At 39.1% G+C, this 16,160-nt stretch carries 20 protein-coding genes; 18 read left to right on the top strand and 2 right to left on the bottom strand.

Annotated elements, in window-relative coordinates:
• Window positions 1-53 precede the first annotated feature (53 nt).
• The 8 genes from purR (at window position 54) to HMPREF2619_RS08930 (ending at window position 7,362) form a co-directional block, all read left to right on the top strand.
• Window positions 54-878, top strand: a complete 825-nt coding sequence (purR, locus tag HMPREF2619_RS08965) for a pur operon repressor (protein ID WP_006146682.1) — start codon at window positions 54-56, stop codon at window positions 876-878.
• 72 nt (window positions 879-950) lie between these two features.
• On the top strand, window positions 951-2,204 hold the full coding sequence (locus tag HMPREF2619_RS08960; RefSeq protein ID WP_070460802.1) for a diaminopimelate decarboxylase: 1,254 nt from the start codon (window positions 951-953) through the stop codon (window positions 2,202-2,204).
• A gap of 133 nt (window positions 2,205-2,337) precedes the next feature.
• Window positions 2,338-3,132 carry a pyruvate formate-lyase-activating protein gene (gene pflA, locus HMPREF2619_RS08955; RefSeq protein ID WP_001287990.1) on the top strand — a complete coding sequence of 265 codons (795 nt, stop codon included), beginning with the start codon at window positions 2,338-2,340 and terminating at the stop codon, window positions 3,130-3,132.
• 201 nt (window positions 3,133-3,333) lie between these two features.
• Window positions 3,334-4,044, top strand: a complete 711-nt coding sequence (locus HMPREF2619_RS08950) for an ABC transporter ATP-binding protein (protein WP_070460800.1) — start codon at window positions 3,334-3,336, stop codon at window positions 4,042-4,044.
• A gap of 1 nt (window position 4,045) precedes the next feature.
• The gene (locus HMPREF2619_RS08945; RefSeq protein ID WP_070460798.1) at window positions 4,046-4,831 is read left to right on the top strand and encodes an ABC transporter permease; all 786 of its coding nucleotides are present in this window, start codon (window positions 4,046-4,048) and stop codon (window positions 4,829-4,831) included.
• 1 nt (window position 4,832) lies between these two features.
• The gene (locus tag HMPREF2619_RS08940; RefSeq protein ID WP_049528278.1) at window positions 4,833-5,552 is read left to right on the top strand and encodes a hypothetical protein; all 720 of its coding nucleotides are present in this window, start codon (window positions 4,833-4,835) and stop codon (window positions 5,550-5,552) included.
• A 62-nt stretch (window positions 5,553-5,614) separates the two neighbouring features.
• The gene (locus HMPREF2619_RS08935; RefSeq protein ID WP_049528276.1) at window positions 5,615-6,301 is read left to right on the top strand and encodes a response regulator transcription factor; all 687 of its coding nucleotides are present in this window, start codon (window positions 5,615-5,617) and stop codon (window positions 6,299-6,301) included.
• A complete protein-coding gene (locus HMPREF2619_RS08930; protein WP_070460796.1) occupies window positions 6,271-7,362 on the top strand; it encodes a sensor histidine kinase in 1,092 nt (363 codons plus the stop codon). The genes HMPREF2619_RS08935 and HMPREF2619_RS08930 overlap by 31 nt, the downstream gene beginning before the upstream one ends.
• 140 nt (window positions 7,363-7,502) lie before the next feature.
• On the opposite strand, the gene yidC is transcribed toward HMPREF2619_RS08930, so the two are convergent.
• The gene (gene yidC, locus HMPREF2619_RS08925) at window positions 7,503-8,429 is read right to left on the bottom strand and encodes a membrane protein insertase YidC (RefSeq protein ID WP_070460794.1); all 927 of its coding nucleotides are present in this window, start codon (window positions 8,427-8,429) and stop codon (window positions 7,503-7,505) included.
• A 77-nt stretch (window positions 8,430-8,506) separates the two neighbouring features.
• Window positions 8,507-8,785 (bottom strand): acylphosphatase, encoded by a 279-nt coding sequence (locus HMPREF2619_RS08920; protein ID WP_049502928.1) that lies wholly within the window; start codon window positions 8,783-8,785, stop codon window positions 8,507-8,509.
• 33 nt (window positions 8,786-8,818) lie between these two features.
• Between HMPREF2619_RS08920 and HMPREF2619_RS08915 the strand changes: the two genes are divergently transcribed.
• The 10 genes from HMPREF2619_RS08915 to HMPREF2619_RS08875 all read left to right on the top strand — a co-directional run bounded on the left by HMPREF2619_RS08915 (window position 8,819) and on the right by HMPREF2619_RS08875 (window position 16,141).
• Window positions 8,819-9,559 carry a TrmH family RNA methyltransferase gene (locus HMPREF2619_RS08915; RefSeq protein ID WP_070460792.1) on the top strand — a complete coding sequence of 247 codons (741 nt, stop codon included), beginning with the start codon at window positions 8,819-8,821 and terminating at the stop codon, window positions 9,557-9,559.
• A 53-nt stretch (window positions 9,560-9,612) separates the two neighbouring features.
• Window positions 9,613-10,296, top strand: coding sequence for a Bax inhibitor-1/YccA family protein (locus HMPREF2619_RS08910; protein ID WP_049502926.1), 684 nt, complete (start codon window positions 9,613-9,615; stop codon window positions 10,294-10,296).
• Window positions 10,297-10,392: 96 nt separating this feature from the next.
• The gene (gene asnA / locus HMPREF2619_RS08905) at window positions 10,393-11,385 is read left to right on the top strand and encodes an aspartate--ammonia ligase (RefSeq protein WP_000747986.1); all 993 of its coding nucleotides are present in this window, start codon (window positions 10,393-10,395) and stop codon (window positions 11,383-11,385) included.
• Between the two features lie 60 nt (window positions 11,386-11,445).
• Complete coding sequence (gene rsmD / locus HMPREF2619_RS08900; protein ID WP_049502925.1) at window positions 11,446-11,985, top strand: 16S rRNA (guanine(966)-N(2))-methyltransferase RsmD; 540 nt, start codon at window positions 11,446-11,448, stop codon at window positions 11,983-11,985.
• Window positions 11,975-12,463 (top strand): pantetheine-phosphate adenylyltransferase, encoded by a 489-nt coding sequence (gene coaD / locus HMPREF2619_RS08895; RefSeq protein ID WP_049529746.1) that lies wholly within the window; start codon window positions 11,975-11,977, stop codon window positions 12,461-12,463. The genes rsmD and coaD overlap by 11 nt, the downstream gene beginning before the upstream one ends.
• The gene (locus tag HMPREF2619_RS08890; protein WP_070460790.1) at window positions 12,447-13,484 is read left to right on the top strand and encodes a SepM family pheromone-processing serine protease; all 1,038 of its coding nucleotides are present in this window, start codon (window positions 12,447-12,449) and stop codon (window positions 13,482-13,484) included. The genes coaD and HMPREF2619_RS08890 overlap by 17 nt, the downstream gene beginning before the upstream one ends.
• Before the next feature lie 56 nt (window positions 13,485-13,540).
• Window positions 13,541-13,771 carry a DUF1146 family protein gene (locus HMPREF2619_RS11005; protein ID WP_083279639.1) on the top strand — a complete coding sequence of 77 codons (231 nt, stop codon included), beginning with the start codon at window positions 13,541-13,543 and terminating at the stop codon, window positions 13,769-13,771.
• Window positions 13,772-13,796: 25 nt separating this feature from the next.
• The gene (murA, locus tag HMPREF2619_RS08885; RefSeq protein WP_070460789.1) at window positions 13,797-15,083 is read left to right on the top strand and encodes a UDP-N-acetylglucosamine 1-carboxyvinyltransferase; all 1,287 of its coding nucleotides are present in this window, start codon (window positions 13,797-13,799) and stop codon (window positions 15,081-15,083) included.
• A complete protein-coding gene (locus HMPREF2619_RS08880; protein WP_060956404.1) occupies window positions 15,076-15,264 on the top strand; it encodes a DNA-directed RNA polymerase subunit beta in 189 nt (62 codons plus the stop codon). Before murA ends, HMPREF2619_RS08880 begins: the two co-directional genes overlap by 8 nt.
• 46 nt (window positions 15,265-15,310) lie before the next feature.
• A complete protein-coding gene (locus HMPREF2619_RS08875) occupies window positions 15,311-16,141 on the top strand; it encodes a DNA/RNA non-specific endonuclease (protein WP_070460787.1) in 831 nt (276 codons plus the stop codon).
• The last annotated feature ends 19 nt before the right edge of the window (window positions 16,142-16,160 follow it).

Here is a 16,160-nt window from a genome sequence, read left to right as displayed (position 1 = left end):
GTTTGCTCTTTGATTTTCATTGAGTATAAATAAAAAAGAATGGTAAAAATATAATGAAATTAAGAAGAAGTGATCGGATGGTTGTCATTTCCAATTACTTGATTAACAATCCATACAAATTAACCAGTCTCAACACTTTTGCGGAAAAGTATGAATCTGCCAAATCGTCTATTTCTGAAGACATCGTCATCATTAAACGGGCCTTCGAAGAAATTGAAATCGGGCATATTCAAACGGTGACAGGTGCTGGTGGTGGTGTTATTTTTACACCATCGATCTCTCCCCTTGAATCTAAAACGATTATCGAAGAGCTTCGTGATAAACTTTCAGAGAGTGACCGCATTCTTCCAGGTGGCTACATTTATTTGTCTGACCTATTGAGCACTCCAGCTATTTTGAAAAATATCGGTCGCATTATTGCTAAGAGCTTTATGGATCAGAAGATTGATGCCGTTATGACTGTTGCGACCAAAGGGGTTCCGCTTGCGAATGCGGTTGCAAATGTCCTCAACGTACCATTTGTCATTGTCCGTCGCGACTTGAAAATCACTGAAGGTTCAACTGTTAGTGTCAACTATGTTTCAGGTTCTAGTGACCGTATCGAAAAGATGTTCCTTTCAAAACGTAGCCTCAAAGCAGGAAGCCGTGTCTTGATCGTCGATGACTTCTTGAAGGGTGGAGGAACCATTAACGGGATGATTAGCCTCTTGTCTGAGTTTGATTCAGAGTTGGCTGGAGTAGCCGTCTTTGCTGATAATGCACAGGAAGACCGTGAACAACAGTTCGACTACAAGTCACTCTTGAGAGTCACGAACATTGATGTGAAGAACCAACAAATTGCTGTTGAAGTTGGAAATATCTTCGATACAGAAAAATAAGAATTGACTTGAAATACAAAGGTTGGAACTTTCGTCCCAGCCTTTCTTTGATAATGAATATGAAGGAGTCCTATGAAAACACCATTTATTAAACGTGAAGCCTTAGAAAAGATTGTTGGGGAGTTTCCAACCCCTTTTCACCTCTATGATGAAAAAGGGATTCGTGAGAAAGCACGAGCAGTAAACAAAGCCTTTTCTTGGAATAAGGGCTTTAAAGAATACTTCGCAGTTAAGGCAACGCCAACTCCAGCCATCTTGAAAATCTTACAAGAAGAAGGATGTGGAGTGGATTGTTCCAGTTATGTCGAACTCTTGATGAGTCATAAACTAGGATTTGCCGGTTCTGATATGATGTTCTCATCTAACAATACCCCAGATAGAGAGTATGCTTATGCGCGAGAATTGGGGGCGACGATTAATTTAGATGCCTTTGAAGATATCGAACATTTGGAACGTGCAGCAGGCATCCCAGAAATCATCTCTTGCCGTTACAATCCTGGTGGAGTATTTGAACTGGGTACGGACATTATGGATAATCCTGGTGAAGCTAAGTTCGGGATGACTAAGGAACAGCTTTTTGAAGCCTATGCCATCTTGAAAGAAAAGGGAGCTAAAACCTTTGGGATTCATTCCTTCCTAGCTTCCAATACAGTGACCCATCTCTACTATCCAGAATTAGCACGTCAGCTTTTTGAATTGGCAGTCGAAATCAAGGAAAAGTTAGGTATTTCACTGGACTTTATCAATCTTTCTGGAGGTATCGGTGTTAACTACCGCCCAGATCAAGAGCCTAATGATATCGCTTTGATTGGTGAGGGAGTGCGTCAGGTTTATGAAGAAGTCCTCACACCAGCAGGACTTGGTCAGATTAAGATCTTTACAGAACTAGGGCGCTTTATGTTGGCACCTCATGGAATTTTAGTCACAAAAGTAACTCATAAAAAGAAAACCTACCGTACATATCTAGGAGTAGATGCCTCAGCTGTCAACCTGATGAGACCAGCTATGTATGGTGCCTATCACCACATCACCAATATGATGCATCCTGATGGTCAGACTGAAGTGGTTGATGTTGTTGGTTCTCTTTGTGAAAACAACGACAAGTTTGCAGTTAATCGTGAACTACCTCAAACAGAAATTGGTGATTTGTTAGTCATTCATGATACAGGTGCGCATGGCTTCTCTATGGGTTACCAGTACAATGCCAAGCTTCGTTCGGCAGAAATTCTATATACAGAGGATGGTGGAGCACGCTTGATCCGCCGAGCAGAGCGACCAGAGGACTATTTTGCGACTCTCTATGGCTTTGATTTTGACAAGGATTAATAAATATTTTGAAAATCATGAAAGTTGAAAGTGAAAAACAGATTGTTTTCTAAAAAATAGGCAAAATCTGTGGTTTTTCTTTTCAGTCATGGTATAATAAAAACTATAAAACGTTTTCAAGGAAGGTAACGATATGTCTGAGGAAATAATTGACTATGGACAAGTGACAGGAATGGTGCATTCGACAGAGAGTTTTGGGGCGGTAGATGGCCCTGGGATTCGTTTTATTGTCTTTTTGCAAGGCTGTCAGATGCGTTGCCAATATTGCCATAACCCAGATACTTGGGCTATGGAAACAAATAAATCTCGTGTACGAACAGTAGATGATGTTCTAGAAGAAGCGCTTCGTTATCGTGGTTTCTGGGGTGACAAGGGAGGTATCACAGTCAGTGGAGGAGAAGCCCTCTTGCAGATTGATTTCTTGATTGCCCTCTTTACTAAGGCAAAGGAAAAAGGTATCCACTGCACCTTGGATACTTGTGCCCTTCCATTCCGTAACAAACCACGCTATCTAGAAAAGTTCAACAAGTTAATGGCCGTGACTGACTTGGTTCTCCTTGATATCAAGGAAATCAACGAAGCACAACACAAGATTGTAACCAGTCAAACAAATAAAAACATCTTGGCTTGTGCTCAGTACTTGTCAGAAATCGGTAAACCTGTTTGGATTCGTCACGTTCTTGTACCTGGATTGACAGACAGAGATGAGGATTTGATTGAACTTGGTAAGTTTGTAAAAACTCTCAAAAATGTTGATAAGTTTGAAATCTTGCCTTACCACACCATGGGTGAGTTCAAGTGGCGTGAACTTGGGATTCCATATTCCCTTGAAGGAGTTAAACCTCCAACAGCAGATCGCGTCAAGAATGCTAAGGAATTAATGGACACAGAAAGTTATCAAGATTACATGAAACGTGTACATGGATAAAAAAGAAGCCTGATGGAAACATCGGGCTTTTAAGTTTACACAAATAAATATAGATAAGACTAAATTAAACAAAATAAAATTTTTATGAGTTATATGACAGTACAGATTTTACAAAGATTTAAAATTCTGAAAAAAATCCGAAAATTATTGGTTAATATATACTTGTTTAAATTGATACAACAAATTGAATAGGAGAATATCATGGAACAAAGTATTACCATTAAAAATCTATGTAAGTCATATGGTCAAACTCAAATTTTAAAAGATATTTCTTTTGAAGCAAAAGCAGGTAGAGTGACTGCTTTCCTGGGTCCAAATGGAGCTGGTAAAAGTTCAACCTTACGTATCTTATTAGGATTAGATAAAGCAACATCTGGTCTTACCAAAATTGGAGATCAAGCTTATAAGGAATTACAATTTCCTCTAAAGACTGTAGGAGCTTCATTTGACAGTGTCGGAGCTCCTGATGATCGGACTGTTTATCAACATTTGAAAATTGTTGCTGCTAGTAATGGGATATCCAGTCAGCGAATTGAGCAAGTCTTGGATATGGTGGATATTAGCCATAAGAAAAAATCTAAAATTGGGAAATTATCATTAGGAGAAGGACAACGCTTGGGAATTGCAACAGCTCTATTAGGGAATCCTCAGTATCTGATATTGGATGAACCGACAAATGGGTTGGATCCAAGAGGAATTCGTTGGTTTAGAGAGTTTATAAAAAAACAGGCTCAAGAAGGGAAGACAGTCTTACTATCATCTCATATATTATCGGAAGTGGAAGCAGTAACAGATGATGTCGTCATCATAAATAAAGGCAAAGTTCTTATAAAAGGGACTTTACAAGAAGTGATGAAAAATCTTTCTTCACTAGAAGAAGTCTTCTTTAGTTTAACAGAGGGAGGAAAGTGACATGGGACTTATTTACTCTCTTCATTCTGAAATCTTGAAATTACTTTATAAGAAAGCTACTCATATTGTACTATTCTTGATACTGGTATTTCAAACGTTTTTAGCAAATATTGGTGCTTCTCAAATTGTTTCAGTTGGTATCCATGCTACACCAGAGACAACCCCAGAGTTAGTAGAAGCTATTCCACCTATTGAATTTTTAGGATTTGATGTTACTCTAGTTGGCATTTTTTTTATGATTATCTTAGGCTCAATCTACGGAGCTGAAGAGTATAAAGGCTCTGCTATTCGCACAAGCCTCCTCTCGAATACGAGTCGAATTACTCTCCTAGTTTCAAAGACATTAATTTGGCTGGCATTTTCTTTTGTCATTTCCTTCCTATCAATATTTCTGACGATTAACATGACACATTATGTTTTAGGACAAGATGGTTTATTGCTTTTTTCACTAAATGGGACAGTTTGGTTCTATATGTTTTTGGACAGTATAGCTTGGACATTGTTGGGGCTTTTAGCCTATGTTCTAGCTTTAACATTTAAAAAAGCCCTTGTTCCCCTATTGTTTTTGCTTCCTCAAGTCTACAATTTAGGAACATTCTTAGCCGACCATATATCAATTGCAAAATTTCTGCCAGTTTCATTGAGCTATGGACTGATTGCTACATCTCCTCAAATGTTAGAACAGAATAGTTTACAAAATATTTTGCTTTTACTATGTTGGAATTTGTCATTCTTGGCTTTGGCAATCTACCGATTACTTCAGTCAGATATCGGAGGAGGTGAGTAAGTTGAAAGATCAACTTAAAAGTGAGTATCTCAAGTTTATGATGAATCCTTGGCACTGGTTGATTATAGGTGCTCTGTTACTTTGTGTTCCGGCGATGGTTATTTTTTTAAATAGTAAGCCAGACCAGTTGACACTAGACTTTGTTTTGGAACAGCTACTGCAAAGTCTCTATCTAGGACAGGCAGGTTTCATTAGTCTAGCTGTCCTATTTATAGGTCAAGAATTTACAGGTTCTAGCCTTCGTACCAGTTTTCTTACCTGTCCAAACCGTTTGAAATTTATAATATGTAAACTAGCTATTGTGTTATGTGTGGAAATTGTATTATTGCTAGCTGTAATATCAGTATGTATACTAATTGCCCAAGGATACTACAATATCAATCTTTTGAGCAATATTAAACATGTTCTAACAATCCTATTTCCAGTTTGTATTTCTATTTTAACCTTCTCTCTTTTAAGTGGTATTTTTGTATTTATTTCCCAGTCTTTTATCTTAATTTTGGGAATAAGTTTATCCCTTTTATTGGGGTTGGGACAAATGCTACTACAATTCAGTTCTTTTTTTAGAAATTTACCATTACTAGCTAGTATGAACTGTTACTATATCCATCCTTTATCACTTTATTATCCAGTTTGGCAAGGTCTGGGGATACAAATAGTTTGGTTATTAATTGTTTTTGTAGTTGCTACACTGATACTTAGAGAAAGAAATGTACGCTAAAGACAGGGGATATCCTGTCTTTTTATCAGTTAATGATATAATATAATTTAGGAGCGTGAGTTATGGCTTATAAAATTTTAGTGGTAGATGATGATCTTGCTATTCTTCGCCTAATAAAAAAGGTACTAGAGTATGAAAAGTATGAAGTAGTCATACGAAATAACATAGAAGAGATTGATCTTTGTGATTTTACAGAATTTGACTTGATTTTGTTAGATATTATGATGCCTGTTAGTGGTTTAGAAATCTGTCAGATGATTCGCGATCAGATAACTGTTCCTATCTGTTTTATAACTGCTAAGGATATGGCTGAAGATTTGGTAGCTGGAATCAATGCAGGCGCCGATGATTATATTATGAAACCTTTTAGTATGCAGGAGCTTTTAGCACGTGTTAAAATGCACCTACGTCGTGAAGAACGGACTAAAGGAACTGTTCATCAGATAAAAAGCGGGAAGCTTGTACTATATACTGATAGTAAGGAACTATTTATAAAGAATGATAAGATTGCCTTGACAAGAAGGGAATTTGATATTGTCAGCCTTCTAGCAAGTCACCCAAATAAAATATACTCAATTGAGGAAATTTATAATTATCTATATCCACAAAGTTCAGAAGCTCTTTTACGTTCGGTTTCAGAGTATATTTATCAAATTCGTCAAAAGCTGAAACCTTATCAATTAAATCCGATTAAAACCTTGTACGGTGGAGGTTATCAATGGGTAGAATCAAAAGTTTTAGACAATTAATTCGAGAAACCTGTTGGAGAATTATTTGGCAGTTTAGTCTTGGCTTATTAATGGCCTATCTTATTCCCTTAGCTTCTGTATCCATACAAATAATGGAGGATGGAAAACCTCTTAAAAATAATGATGTTCAATCAATTTTTTTCAATGTGTCATCATGGGTATATATTTGTGTTTTATTGATTGTTCTAATAAGTTATCACATTGGAAAATTGTTGAAAAAACTGAGTTATGAAATGAATTTGATTTATGAAAAGAGTATGTGGCTAGAAAGCGAATGTACAGAAAGATTAACAGTTAAGGAATTTCGTGAGACTGGAAATCGAATTATTGTGATGCAAGATCGTATTCGACAGCTATTAGATGATGAGAAGCAACAGAAAGAAGATTTGATGTTTCAGGTTTCAGCAGTGTCTCATGATTTGAAGACACCTTTAACTATCATCAAAGGGAATGCAGAATTTTTGCACACGTCCACTAAAGATGAGCAGTCTAAAGAATGTTTAGCAGATATAGTTCATGCTAGTCAACGCTTGCTTGATTATTTTAATCAGTTGATTCATTATTCTAAAACTTACTATGATGATGAGACAGGTTGGACGGAGTATTCTTCTTCAGATTTTATCAATGAATTAGAGAAAGAAGTCTCTTTTTTGATAAAAAATCAGATGAAGTTTTCTTTTGAACAAAATTTGAAAGGAACTGAAAGCTATTATATAAATCCATCTCTTCTGATTCGTGCAATACAAAATATTTTAACAAATGCTTTGGAGTACGCAGATAAACAGAATCCTAAAATTAAAATTAGAGTAGAGCAAGAGGGAAAAGAATTAAAAATAGGTATATGGAATAATGGCTCTGAATTTCCAGATGAAGTTTTAACTAATTTTGGGAAGCTCTTTTATCGGATGGATAAAGCTAGATCGGTTAAAGAGCAACATTATGGTATTGGACTTAGTTTTGTATGTAGAGTTGCAAAACTGCACAAAGGTCGAGTTGAGCTTAGAAATAGAGACGAGGGAGCAGAAGTTTTAATGATTCTCGATTGTATTAAATCAAAGTGATTTACTTACTAATTTGTTGTCATAGGATTTAAATAAATTAAGATGTGAAAGTAGATAATAAAAACGAATGAATGATACCTAGTTCATGAAAACTATTTATCATTCATTCGTTTTTTAGTTATTGGATAATATACGTAGCTTTATCTAGAATGTTGTTTTCCAGCATTGCGTTTTTTGCTTTTCTTCTTGTTAGAAGTTGTGATAGCTGTTGCTGGTTCAGGGGTTACATCTTTACGAGCGCCTGAAGTTTTGCTTGCTTTTGGTGGGTTCTTAGCAAATTCTTCGCGTACTTTTTTACGAAGATGTGGACGAACCATGTAGTTGATGATGAATTGTTGAAGGATCATCATGAAACCACCGACAACCCAGTAAAGTGTAACGCTGGCTGGTGAGAAGACAGAGAACATGACAATCATGAGTGGACTCATGTAAATCATCTTCTTGAGTTGTTCTCTTTGAGTCTCGTCTTCAACTCCGTGTAGTGAAAGGAGTGATTGGACGTAGTAGAGAACACCTGCGCAGGCGATAAGAATCCAACTTGGTGAGCCTAGAGGAATTCCTAGGTAGCTTGCTTGGGCGACTCCTTCAGTATGTTGGGCAGCAAAGTAGATAGCAGAGAAGAAAGGCATTTGAATGAGAATAGGGAAACATCCTACGCCGCCAAACATGCTGATGCCGTGCTCTTTTTGAGCAGCAAAGAGAGCTTGTTGAGCTTCTAATTTTTCTTCTTGAGTCGTTGCTTCTTTCAGACGAGTCTGATGTGGTTCAAGAACATGCTTGAGAGCATTCATCTTCTCAGAGTGAAGCGTTGCTTTCCATGATTGGTAGATACCAAGTGGGAGGATAATCAAGCGGACGATAATGGTTACAATGATGATTCCAACACCGAAACCGAGGCCTTGGTCATTAGCGAAGTATTTGATAGCTTCTCCCATCGGAGCACCCAAGAAATCCCAAACGGGACCAATTGGCTTACCTGTTGCTTTATCAACCTGGACACAACCTGTCAAGACTAATAGCATAGCCACTCCCATGACTGAGAGAGCGATTCGTTTAATTGATTTCACTGTTTTTATTCCTTCTTTAAAAATTATACCTTTCTATTCTACTGTTTTTTTGGAAAATATACAATAGTTCTAGAGACCTAATTTGCGACTTTGAAGTCTGAATAAGATGGAAAGTTACTCATTTGCACATCTAGGTAGGTTACTTTAGAGAATGGGGTAGGGCCTTTTCGAATCTCTTGGATAAACTTGGCCATGATGGCAGAAGACTCAGCCTGAGCTAGAATTTCAACTGTTCCATCGTCGTTATTCCAGACACGACCCGTAATGCCACCTAGTTCTAGAGCTAGGGTATAGACACCCCAGCGGAAGCCCACTCCTTGGACGCGACCTTGGGCGATCATTTTAACCTTTTGCATACCAAACCTCCTTGATTGTGTTATAATATTTCTATGACTATTATAACCTCTAAAGCCAATTCTGTGGTGAAAAATGCCAAAAAATTACATCAAAAAAAATATCGGAAAACCTCTTACTTGATTGAGGGTTGGCACTTGTTTGAAGAAGCTGTTCAAGCTGGTGCAAAGATTGAAAAAATTTTTGCTCTGGTAGAGTATGGAGATAAACTGGTAGACTATCCTCAAACTGTTTTTGTAACCGAAGAAATTCTGCTTGATTTAGCAGATTCCCAAACGCCTCAGGGCATTGTTGCCATTGTTCAAAAGGAAGAGGACCAGTTGCCAGATTTGAGCCAAGGGAAGTATCTCTTTTTAGAAGATGTGCAGGATCCTGGAAATGTAGGGACCATGATTCGGACAGCAGATGCGGCAGGTTTTTCAGGAGTCATTGTTTCAAGCAAATCAGCAGATATTTATAGTTTGAAGGCTCTCCGCTCCATGCAAGGCAGTCATTTCCATTTGCCCATTTATCGCATGTCTGTTGAAACATTCGTTGAAGAGGCTAAAAATAGTGATTTACCGGTTCTGGCAACTACCTTGTCTCAAAATTCTAAAGATTATCGTGAACTGGCTTGCCTAGAAGATTTTGCCTTGGTCATGGGGAATGAAGGTCAAGGCATTAGTCCATTCATGACAGACCAGGCAGACCAGCTGGTTCATATCAGCATGAAAGGGCAGGCAGAAAGTCTCAACGTTGCCATTGCTGCAGGCATACTCATGTTTTATTTGAGTTAAAATAGTTTATTTTTGTTATAATCAGTAAAAAGATTTCATAAGGAGAAAAAGATATGAATCAAACAATTATTCAAGAACGTTCTGGCCTGAATCAATTTTATGCAAAAGTCTATGCTTTTGTAGGGATTGGGATCGCCTTATCTGCACTTGTTTCAGCCTTAATGTTAACAACCTTCCAAGACCTTCTTGTTCAGTTGATGTTTAACGCCCGCATATGGCTAATCGTAACAGGAGTAGTTGAAGTTGCTCTTGTCATTGCAGCCAGTAATATGGCTTATAAAAATAGCCCAGCAGCTCTTCCGATGTTTCTCATCTATTCAGTAGTGAACGGTTTTTCACTGAGTTTCATCGTGTCGCTCTATCTACCAGGAACGGTTCTAACGGCCTTTATTTCCAGCGCAGCTCTCTTCTTTGTCATGGCTATTATTGGAGTTGTGATTAAAAAGGACTTGAGTGGTATCGGACGTGCTTTGATTGGAGCCTTGGTAGGTCTCATCTTGGCTATGATTGTTAATGTATTCTTAAACAGTGGTCTATTCGATTACATTATCAGTATTGTCATGGTTCTTGTTTTTGCAGGTTTGATTGCTTGGGATAACCAAAAGATTCGCTATGTTTATGAAGAATCAAATGGTCAAGTCGCTACAGGTTGGGCAATTTCATTAGCACTTAGCCTCTATCTTGACTTTATTAACCTCTTCCTTAGCTTCTTGCGTATCTTTGGAAGTGACGATTAATACTTTTAGAGCTCAAATGAGCTCTTTTTTTAATTTTTACTTTTATTTTTACTGGCAAAAGGGCATAATCATCTTATTATTCAAAAGGAGAGATGTATGAAGAAAAGTTTTATCCATCAACAGGAAGAAATTTCCTTTGTAAAAAATACCTTTACCCAGTATTTGAAAGATAAATTAGAAGTTGTAGAAGTGCAAGGACCAATCTTGAGTAAGGTTGGTGATGGGATGCAGGATAACCTTTCAGGGATTGAACATCCAGTTTCTGTTAAGGTTTTGCAAATCCCGGATGAAACCTATGAAGTGGTGCATTCCCTTGCTAAGTGGAAACGCCATACCTTAGCTCGTTTTGGTTTTGGCGAGGGTGAAGGCCTCTTTGTTCACATGAAGGCCCTTCGTCCAGACGAAGACTCGCTAGATGCGACTCACTCAGTCTATGTGGACCAGTGGGACTGGGAAAAGGTCATTCCTAATGGGCAACGCAATCTTGCCTATCTTAAAGAAACAGTAGAAAAGATTTATAAGGCTATTCGTTTGACAGAGTTAGCAGTAGAAGCACGCTATGATATTGAGTCCATTTTGCCTAAGCAAATTACCTTTATCCATACAGAAGAATTGGTAGAACGCTACCCAGACTTGACACCAAAAGAACGTGAAAATGCTATCTGTAAGGAGTTCGGTGCGGTCTTCCTAATTGGTATCGGTGGAGAATTGTCAGATGGAAAACCTCATGACGGACGTGCACCAGACTATGATGACTGGACAACTGAGTCTGAAAATGGCTATCATGGCTTGAATGGGGACATCCTTGTTTGGAATGATAATTTGGGTGCAGCCTTTGAATTGTCTTCAATGGGCATTCGTGTCGATGAAGACACTCTCCGTCGTCAAGTAGCTATCACAGGAGACGAAGACCGTTTAACCTTAGAATGGCATAAGGCTCTTCTAAATGGACTCTTCCCATTGACAATCGGTGGAGGAATTGGCCAATCTCGTATGGCTATGTTCCTGCTTCGTAAGAAGCACATCGGTGAAGTCCAAACCAGTGTTTGGCCGCAAGAAGTGAGAGATACTTACGAAAATATTCTTTAATCAATCGAGCCGTAAGGTTCGATTTTCTTTTTTTGATAAGAATTTGGTATAATAGACGTTATGAAAATCGTATCAGGAATCTACGGTGGGCGTCCTTTAAAGACGCTGGACGGTAAAACGACAAGGCCAACATCAGACAAGGTTAGGGGCGCTATTTTCAATATGATTGGCCCTTACTTTGAAGGCGGGCGTGTGCTAGATCTCTATGCTGGTAGCGGGGGGTTATCCATTGAAGCAGTTTCAAGAGGGATGTCTAGCGCTGTCCTAGTTGAGAAGGATCGCCGAGCCCAGAATATAGTCGCAGAAAATATTCGGATGACCAAGGAAACCTCTAAATTTCAATTATTGAAAATGGAATCCAGTCGCGCATTGGAGCAAGTGGATGGTGTCTTTGATCTTGTTTTTTTGGACCCTCCCTATGCAAAAGAACAAATCGTGTCCGATATTGAAAAAATGGCAGAGAGAAATCTTTTTTCAGAAGATGTCATGGTGGTTTGTGAGACCGATAAATCAGTAGAACTTCCAGAAGAAATTGCTTGTTTGGGTATCTGGAAGGAAAAAATATATGGGATTAGTAAGGTGACGGTTTATGTCAGATAAGATTGGGCTATTTACAGGTTCCTTTGATCCGATGACCAATGGACATTTGGATCTTATTGAGCGTGCAAGTAAGCTCTTTGATCAATTGTATGTAGGGATTTTTTATAATCCCCATAAAACGGGATTTTTACCGATAGAGAGCCGAAAGAAAACTGTTGAAAAAGCAGTAGCACATCTCAACAATGTCAAAGTCATAGCTTCTCACGATGAATTAGTCGTTGATGTTGCTAGAAGATTAGGTGCAGAGATCTTAGTGCGTGGTTTACGCAATGCTACGGATCTTCAGTATGAAGCTAGTTTTGATTTTTACAACCATAAATTAGCGGGAGAAATGGAGACAATCTATCTCCACAGTCGGCCAGAGCATGTTCACATCAGCTCTTCAGCTGTGAGAGAACTATTGAAATTTGGTCAAGATATCAGTGAGTATGTACCAAATGCTGTCCTAGAGGAGTTAAACAATGAAGAAAAAAACTAGATGGCCCCTATATCTCATTATTGGGCTCATTATCACTTTTATAGCTTTTACGGTGCCCCTGCCATATTATATAGAGGTGCCAGGAACTTCTGAAGATATTCGAAAGGTTTTACAAGTTAATAACCAACCTGACCAAGAGGAAGGTTCCTACCAATTTGTGACGGTTGGAGTTAAGCACGCCAGAATGGTTGACTTGTTTTATGCCTGGCTAACACCTTTCACGGATATACATAGTGCCAAAGAAATGACGGGTGGTTCGTCAGATGCAGAATTTATGCGAATCAACCAGTTTTACATGGAAACTTCGCAAAATATGGCCAAATATCAAGGTCTGAAGACGGCGGGTAAGGAAATTGAGCTCAAATATCTGGGTGTCTATGTTTTGACTGTAACAGATAACTCGACTTTCAAGGGAGTTCTTAATATTGCTGACACCGTGACAGCTGTGAATGATAAGACTTTTGAGAGTTCCAAGGAGATGGTTGACTACGTTAATTCTCAAACTCTAGGTGATCAGGTGAAGGTTACTTATGAGGAGGATGGAAAAGTCAAAACTGCCGAAGGAAAGATCATTACTCTAGAAAATGGGAAGAATGGTATCGGAATCGGTTTGATTGACCGTACAGAAGTATCTAGTGATGTGCCAATCAAGTTTTCAACTGCAGGTATTGGTGGTCCTAGTGCTGGGATGATGTTTAGTTTATCCATCTACACGCAAATTGCAGACCCTACTCTTCGCAATGGACGTATCATTGCTGGTACAGGAAGCATCGATAGAGATGGCAACGTAGGTGACATTGGCGGAATTGATAAAAAGGTTGTGGCCGCAGCTAAGAAAGGAGCTACTGTATTCTTTGCTCCTAACAATCCAGTAACTGAGGAAGCTAAAAAGGCAAATCCAAATGCCAAGAGTAATTATGATACGGCTGTAGAAGCGGCTGAAATGATTAAAACCGACATGAAAATCGTTCCAGTCAAAACGCTTCAAGATGCGATTGACTATTTAAAAAACAATCCCTAAACAGTAGGCGAATCCCTAAACTAGCGTAGAAAAAAAGAAGATGGTATAATAGGCAAATGATTCAATTGTTTTTTACCCTTAGTAGTCATATGTTTTTTGTCTACCTAGTCTTTCAGCTCTTGAAAGATTTGGTCAGATGGGATAAAATTTTGAAGGTGACTAGGGATAATGCGAAGAAGGTTCGACTCTTGGTAGTATTGTGTAGTATCGGTTTAGGATATCTGATTAGTTCCTTTTTTCTGAACCTCTACCAACTTTGGCAAGAAGCAGTTAGAACGTTATTCTAAAATTGTAAGTGAAGGAAAATACTCTATGGAAAAAATTGTAGTTCAAGGTGGCGATAATCGTTTGGTTGGAAGTGTTACCATCGAGGGCGCAAAAAATGCAGTTTTGCCACTGCTTGCAGCAACTATTTTAGCAAGTGAAGGAAAAACAGTCTTAAAAAATGTTCCTATTTTATCGGATGTTTTTACCATGAATCAGGTGGTTCGTGGATTAAATGCGAAAGTAGACTTTGATCAAGAAGCACATATTGTTGAAGTTGATGCAACCGGTGACATCACCGAAGAAGCTCCCTATAAGTATGTCAGCAAGATGCGTGCTTCAATTGTAGTATTGGGGCCAATCTTGGCTCGTGTAGGACATGCTAAAGTTTCGATGCCAGGTGGTTGTACTATTGGTAGTCGCCCTATCGACCTTCACCTAAAGGGACTCGAAGCAATGGGGGCTGAGATCACCCAAACGGCTGGTTATATTGAAGCTAAGGCAGAACGCTTGCACGGAGCTCACATTTACATGGACTTCCCTAGTGTTGGAGCTACTCAAAACTTGATGATGGCAGCAACTCTTGCTAACGGCGTAACTGTCATTGAAAATGCTGCGCGTGAACCTGAGATTGTCGACTTGGCTGTTCTCCTAAATAAAATGGGTGCCAAAGTCAAGGGGGCAGGAACAGAAACTATTACCATTACTGGTGTTGAACAACTACACGGTGCAACCCACAATGTTGTGCAAGACCGTATTGAAGCAGGGACCTTCATGGTAGCAGCTGCCATTACAGGTGGAGATGTCTTGATTCTGGATGCTATCTGGGAACATAATCGCCCCTTGATTGCTAAATTACAGGAAATGGGTGTTGAAGTCATAGATGAGGACGAAGGAATTCGTATTCGTTCTCAACGTGAAAAATTAAAGGCTGTTCATGTTAAGACACTTCCACATCCAGGATTTCCGACAGATATGCAAGCGCAGTTTACTGCTCTAATGACCGTTGCTCAAGGTGAGTCAACTATGGTAGAAACTGTATTTGAGAATCGTTTTCAACATTTAGAGGAAATGCGTCGTATGGGCTTGCACTCAGAAATTATTCGTGATACAGCCCGTATCGTCGGAGGACAGCCTCTCCAAGGGGCAGAAGTTCTATCGACAGACTTACGTGCCAGTGCAGCCTTGATTTTGACAGGCTTGGTAGCTGAAGGCGAAACAGTTGTAGGAAAGCTTGTCCATTTAGATAGAGGTTACTACCGTTTTCATGAAAAATTAGCCCAGTTAGGAGCTAAGATTGAACGGGTAAGTGTGGAAGCTGATGAAGATGAATAAACAATCCAAATATGTCTTACGTCGCTTTATCCTAGTAATTGTAGTATTACTACTAGGAGTCTTAGCTCTTGCTATTGGTTTGATGATTGGCTATGGTATTCTAGGAAAAGGTCAAGATCCTTGGGCTATTTTAGCACCAGCAAAATGGCAAGAACTCATCGCAAAATTTACAGGAAAATAGGCTGGGAGACCAGTCTTTTTCTAGGAAGTGAAATGAAGGAGAAAATATGAATAAAAAAACAAGGCAGGCCCTAATTGGTCTCTTGCTCTTTTTGCTCTTGTCAGCAGGAAGCTACTATATTAAACAAATGCAGTCTTCCAACACTGCACCACAAACACAAGTAAAACAAAAATCACAGTCGTCTGATACTCCAAGTCAAGAACTGGCTGAAAGTGTATTGACCGATTCAGTTAAAAAACAAATTAAGGGTACTCTAGAGTGGAATAGCGCAGGAGCCTTTATTGTCAATAACAATAAAACCAATCTAGACGCCAAGGTTTCAAGTAAACCCTATGCGGATAATAAAACAAAGACTGTAGGAGGAGAGACAGTTCCCACAGTAGCGAATGCAATCATGTCAAAAGCGACCAGACAGTACAAGGACCGTGAAGAAACTGGCAATGGTTCAACATCTTGGACGCCTGCGGGTTGGCATCAGGTTAAGAATCTAAAGGGAAGTTACAACCATGCGGTCGATAGAGGGCATTTGTTGGGCTATGCCTTAATCGGTGGTTTAGATGGCTTTGATGCTTCTACTAGCAATCCTAAAAACATTGCCGTACAGACAGCTTGGGCCAACCAAGCGCGTGCAGAAGATTCGACAGGTCAAAACTACTATGAGAGCTTGGTTCGAAAAGCCCTAGATCAGAATAAACGAGTGCGTTACCGTGTGACGTTGCTCTATGCGACTGAGGAAGACTTGGTGCCGTCCGCATCGCAGATTGAAGCCAAGTCCTCTGATGGGGAGTTGGAGTTTAATGTCGTTATTCCAAATGTCCAAAAGGGAATTCAGTTAGATTACCGAACTGGTGAGGTCACAGTCACAAAAAATAGCTAATTGATCAAGAGGTTGAGGA

Source organism: Streptococcus sp. HMSC074B11, from assembly GCF_001808705.1.
Lineage (GTDB): Bacteria > Bacillota > Bacilli > Lactobacillales > Streptococcaceae > Streptococcus.
Note: the sequence above shows the minus strand (reverse complement) of the source record. Positions and strands in the feature narration are given on the sequence as shown.

What these genes read in the sequence shown, in the direction of transcription:
- HMPREF2619_RS08875 (WP_070460787.1), top strand. Translation starts at nt 15,311, where the DNA reads ATGAATAAAAAAACAAGGCAGGCCCTAATTGGTCTCTTGCTCTTTTTG.
- HMPREF2619_RS08960 (WP_070460802.1), top strand. Translation starts at nt 951, where the DNA reads ATGAAAACACCATTTATTAAACGTGAAGCCTTAGAAAAGATTGTTGGG.
- HMPREF2619_RS08915 (WP_070460792.1), top strand. Translation starts at nt 8,819, where the DNA reads ATGACTATTATAACCTCTAAAGCCAATTCTGTGGTGAAAAATGCCAAA.
- HMPREF2619_RS08930 (WP_070460796.1), top strand. Translation starts at nt 6,271, where the DNA reads ATGGGTAGAATCAAAAGTTTTAGACAATTAATTCGAGAAACCTGTTGG.
- HMPREF2619_RS11005 (WP_083279639.1), top strand. Translation starts at nt 13,541, where the DNA reads ATGATTCAATTGTTTTTTACCCTTAGTAGTCATATGTTTTTTGTCTAC.
- HMPREF2619_RS08935 (WP_049528276.1), top strand. Translation starts at nt 5,615, where the DNA reads ATGGCTTATAAAATTTTAGTGGTAGATGATGATCTTGCTATTCTTCGC.
- HMPREF2619_RS08880 (WP_060956404.1), top strand. Translation starts at nt 15,076, where the DNA reads ATGAATAAACAATCCAAATATGTCTTACGTCGCTTTATCCTAGTAATT.
- HMPREF2619_RS08945 (WP_070460798.1), top strand. Translation starts at nt 4,046, where the DNA reads ATGGGACTTATTTACTCTCTTCATTCTGAAATCTTGAAATTACTTTAT.
- rsmD (WP_049502925.1), top strand. Translation starts at nt 11,446, where the DNA reads ATGAAAATCGTATCAGGAATCTACGGTGGGCGTCCTTTAAAGACGCTG.
- coaD (WP_049529746.1), top strand. Translation starts at nt 11,975, where the DNA reads ATGTCAGATAAGATTGGGCTATTTACAGGTTCCTTTGATCCGATGACC.
- purR (WP_006146682.1), top strand. Translation starts at nt 54, where the DNA reads ATGAAATTAAGAAGAAGTGATCGGATGGTTGTCATTTCCAATTACTTG.
- HMPREF2619_RS08890 (WP_070460790.1), top strand. Translation starts at nt 12,447, where the DNA reads ATGAAGAAAAAAACTAGATGGCCCCTATATCTCATTATTGGGCTCATT.
- HMPREF2619_RS08910 (WP_049502926.1), top strand. Translation starts at nt 9,613, where the DNA reads ATGAATCAAACAATTATTCAAGAACGTTCTGGCCTGAATCAATTTTAT.
- HMPREF2619_RS08950 (WP_070460800.1), top strand. Translation starts at nt 3,334, where the DNA reads ATGGAACAAAGTATTACCATTAAAAATCTATGTAAGTCATATGGTCAA.
- murA (WP_070460789.1), top strand. Translation starts at nt 13,797, where the DNA reads ATGGAAAAAATTGTAGTTCAAGGTGGCGATAATCGTTTGGTTGGAAGT.
- HMPREF2619_RS08920 (WP_049502928.1), bottom strand. Translation starts at nt 8,785, where the DNA reads ATGCAAAAGGTTAAAATGATCGCCCAAGGTCGCGTCCAAGGAGTGGGC.
- pflA (WP_001287990.1), top strand. Translation starts at nt 2,338, where the DNA reads ATGTCTGAGGAAATAATTGACTATGGACAAGTGACAGGAATGGTGCAT.
- asnA (WP_000747986.1), top strand. Translation starts at nt 10,393, where the DNA reads ATGAAGAAAAGTTTTATCCATCAACAGGAAGAAATTTCCTTTGTAAAA.